The sequence below is a fragment of the Paraglaciecola sp. genome, from assembly GCF_030730205.1.
Classification (GTDB): domain Bacteria; phylum Pseudomonadota; class Gammaproteobacteria; order Enterobacterales; family Alteromonadaceae; genus Paraglaciecola.
In genome coordinates this window covers 1-4,212 of sequence record NZ_JANQVQ010000094.1, presented here as the reverse complement: position 1 = coordinate 4,212, position 4,212 = coordinate 1, and the positions used below count along the sequence as shown (strand labels likewise).

The 4,212-nt window shown below is 43.5% G+C and carries 1 protein-coding gene; it reads left to right on the top strand.

What is annotated here, in order from left to right; all coding sequences use genetic code 11:
* Positions 1–367 precede the first annotated feature (367 nt).
* Positions 368–4,212: S8 family serine peptidase (locus tag NWQ57_RS07805; RefSeq protein WP_306021583.1), on the top strand; the 3,845-nt coding region annotated here is incomplete at its 3' end.

Genomic DNA, 4,212 nt, shown 5'->3' with positions numbered 1-4,212 from the left:
AAAAAGGCGCTTGATGCAAATCAAGCGCTTTTTTGTTTCATATTTTATGATATTTAAATGGTATTCATAAAAAACAAGGTCAAAACAGAACTTTTCAGCAACATCAAACTACCCACAATACAATTGTAACAAGAATTATCTTACACTTCTTTTAGATTGTTTTATTTACCCTATCATCCTTATATAACATTTCAATATATGTCTTTATTCGCGCTTTAAAATTTTGGTAAAACCCTTTAAGTTTGATTTGTTATATTTTGCAAATTTTGAGCAGTATTTGCCTGAAATATGACTAAGTCTTAAAACGGAGTTGTCTTAATAAAAGTCCGAAAACAAATAATAATTAAGTGAATAGGCAGGAATCTAAATGAAAAAACGTCTTATAACAGCGACTTCCGCTGTTTTTGTTCTAATGAGCGGCTTCGCCTTAAAATCTCAGGCAGTAACCCAATCCCCACCTTTAAAACCTACAGACAGTGTAGTTAATCTCCAACAAGCAGATGATGTAAAGGCACAAAAATCCGTAAAACGAAACCCAGAGCGAGTTTTTCTTCCCCAAAAGGCAATGGCAGGGGCGGGTGAACAACGGTACATTGTGCAATTTGAAGAAGAACCTTTGACGAGTTATGAAGGTACCATCACAGGCTTAAAAGCAACGGCAGTAAGCAAAAAGCTAAAATCGGGTAAGATTTTACAGAAATTAGATGCTGATAGCCCCGAGAGTGTCGCCTATCTAAATTACTTGAAACAACGCCAAAATAGCATGGAAAAAACCATGAACAAGGAGTTAGGGCGTACCCTCGATATAAGTAGAAAATTTAAAGCAGCTCTTAACGGTATGTCAGTTAAAATGACGCAAGAAGAAGCAGAGAAATTATCAACTGTACCGGGCATTAGTAAAATAGAACTTGATCGTGAAGACTTCCCAAATACTGACAGAGGCCCTACTTATATTGGTGCCCCTGAATTGTGGAACGGCTTAGCAACTGGCCTTGAAGCCAAAGGTGAAGGAATAGTTATTGGTATTTTAGATAGCGGCATCAATGGTGATCATCCTTCTTTTGCCGCGGTCGGTGGTGATGGTTATCAACACACCAACCCTTTAGGTGAAGGTAATTACTTAGGTGAATGTGACCCAAATAATGCTAAATACAACCCTGCTATCCCTTGTAACAGCAAACTTATTGGTCGTTATTTATTTATTGACTCGACGCCCACTGAAACAGATTCTGAGGACTCCGATGGACATGGCTCTCATGTAGCCAGCACTGCCGGAGGCAATATTATAGGAGCACCAGTTTTCGATGCTGAAGGTAATCCCACTGGTTTAGATTTGAACATTTCTGGTGTAGCGCCACATGCCAACATTATTGCATTTCAAGTATGTGCTCCGAGCTGTTTTGCCAGTGACCGAGTTGCCGCCATTGAACAAGCAATTTTAGATGGCCAAGTAGACGTCATAAACCATTCTATCGGTTCAAATACGCCAGTGACTATTAACCCTTGGACTGATGCAGTTGACTTGGCGTTTCTATCTGCTCGCGCGGCTGGAATAACGGTAGCAAACTCAATCGGCAATAACGGACCTGATGCATCTACTTTAGGTAGTTCTGGTGCCCCTTGGATGACAAACTCTGGTGCATTTACCCATGACCGAGATATTCAATCTAAGGTTATCAATGGTTTTAGCGGTGGTGACACAACACCACCGGCTGAATTAGAAGGACGTGCAATAACTGCTGGTTATGGGCCTGCCCCAATCGTATATGCGGCTAATTACAGTAACGGTGACTCTGAGCCTGCACAATGTTTGGTGCCTTTTCCTGAGGGAACATGGACGAATGGTGAAATTGTTGTTTGTGATCGCGGGACAATAGCAAGAACATTGAAGTGTAGTAATGTGCGTGATGGTGGGGCTGCGGGTTGTGTACTCACCAATATCGATGGCGGCGCGGCAGGTGTTTCAAACGATGCTCATGTTATTCCAGCTATTCACTTGGAAGCGAGCGAAGGTAACCAATTAAAAGGGTGGTTGTCTTCGGGAACTGACCACATGGCGACAATCAGTGACAATCTTGAGCAGTTTGGCAGTAATCCTGCTTTAGGCAGCATCGCAGGTGACTTTACTTCTCGTGGTCCTCACCTCGGCCAAGACTACCTGCCTGTTTCTGTTGGCGCCCCTGGTGTTGACATATATGCAGCATTGGCTAACGGAACCGAATTTGGTTTTCTAAGTGGTACATCTATGGCGAGCCCTCATACCGCGGGTGCCAGTGCTTTGTTAAAACAAGTTCAACCCCAGTGGACTGATGCAGAAATTTTGTCTGCTCTTGCAACAACAGCCAATACAGTAGCATTTAAAGAAGATGGTATTACTCCTGCAGACCCATTTGATGTGGGCGGCGGTGTGATTCGTGTTGATTTAGCTGCAAATGCTGGATTACTGCTTGACGAAAGTATTGCTAATTTTGAAGCTGCCAACCCTGCCCTAGGCGGCGACCCAAAGAATCTTAACGTTGCAGGTTTAGTAACCCGCGCTTGTGTTATTAATTGTTCATGGGTTCGTACATTTGAGGCTACAGCAGACGGCAGTTGGAGTGTCACGACCAGTGACCCTTCTATTTCGGTTAACCCAGAGACCTTTAATTTACTTGAAGGAGAGAGCCAAAGTGTAGTGATAACGGCAGACAGTCGTGGTTTAGATAATGGCGTTTGGTCGCATGAAAAAGTAATCTTTACTCCGGTTGGCGATATGCCTGTTCAACACCTAACAGTGTCTTTTAATCCAGCAAGCGGCAAGTTACCCGATGAGGTAATCATCTTAGCAAGCCGAGACGCTGACTCCTATTTGGTATCAGACTTAGAAGCTGGCGCAATCGATGACCTACAAGTCAATATAAGCGGTCTTACGTCGCCTAATGCTAGTACTTTAGCTTTGCTGGGCGATTCAAACAATAGCTCTGCGTTCGATAATCTGAGTGATGGCGTTGCTTTTGTTTTAATTGACGTGCCTGCTGAAGCAACTCGCCTTGTAGCATTTACAACCGATGCACAATCAGAATCGCCAGATGTTGATTTATTTATTGGTTTTGATCTAAACGGTAACGGTTTACCCGATGCAAACGAAGTGGTTTGCTCAAGTGCTACCGCAACTGCTCAAGAGTCATGTGATATTTCAGACTTAGCGAGTGGCGAATGGTGGGTTATGGTGCAAAACTGGCAATCTTCTGGTGCGGGTGCTGACGAAATAATCTTAAACACCGCTGTAGTCGCTGGCGATAGTCAAAACATGATGGCAACTGGTCCAAGTGTCGTTTCACAAGCCACGCCATTCGATCTTCGCTTAATTTGGGATCTACCGAGTTCAGTTGAGGGAACCGTCTATTATGGTACGGTTACGCTAGGAACAGATTCATCTAACCCAGATAATATCGGGGTTATTCCTGTTACTCTAACGCGTGGCGCAAACGATGTAACATATCAGGTCAGTGGCAATTCTGCGGTTGCAGGTGATACTCTTACTTTTACCGTTGAGGTCGCTGCTAACCTAAGCCCAGAGGACAGAAATTATAGTATTGAAGCTACTATTCCAGCAGGCTTTTCACTCGTCCCTGAGTCTGTTGGTGGCGCCGCAGGTGTAACCGAAAATAGCATTTCATGGAGTGTGTCACAAGCGTCTTTACTTAACGCAGCCCCCGGTTATAACATTGTTACAAGTATGGAAGATCCTGCGTGTGCTATGCCTTTTGCGAATAATGGCGCTTACACTGATTTAGAACAGTTTGGTATTTTACCTATCGACGCAATTACCGGGGACACTGTTTCTTATTCTGCGTTTTCTGGTCAAAACTTTAATTTCTTCGGAGAATCATTTGTTGGTGGGTTTAACTTTACCGACGATGGATTCGTTTATTTTAATTCGACCCCAGGCTCCAATCCATGGGTAAATCTTCCTATTCCAGATGTGTCAGATCCAAACAGTTTAATCGCTGTACTGTGGCGTGATATGGTTATTCCAACGCCTAATCGTACTCCTGGTTCATTAGTTGGTGTGAGTTTGGCCAGTGCGGGACCAAATCTAACTATTATTGAATATGATAATATGGAAGCTTGGCCTGGTGGTGGTGGTGACAGTATCGATTTCGCTGTCGCTATAAGGGGTGAAGCGAGTGACGCCCCTGGGGTGTTTGAAATTATGATGGGTTTTGACAA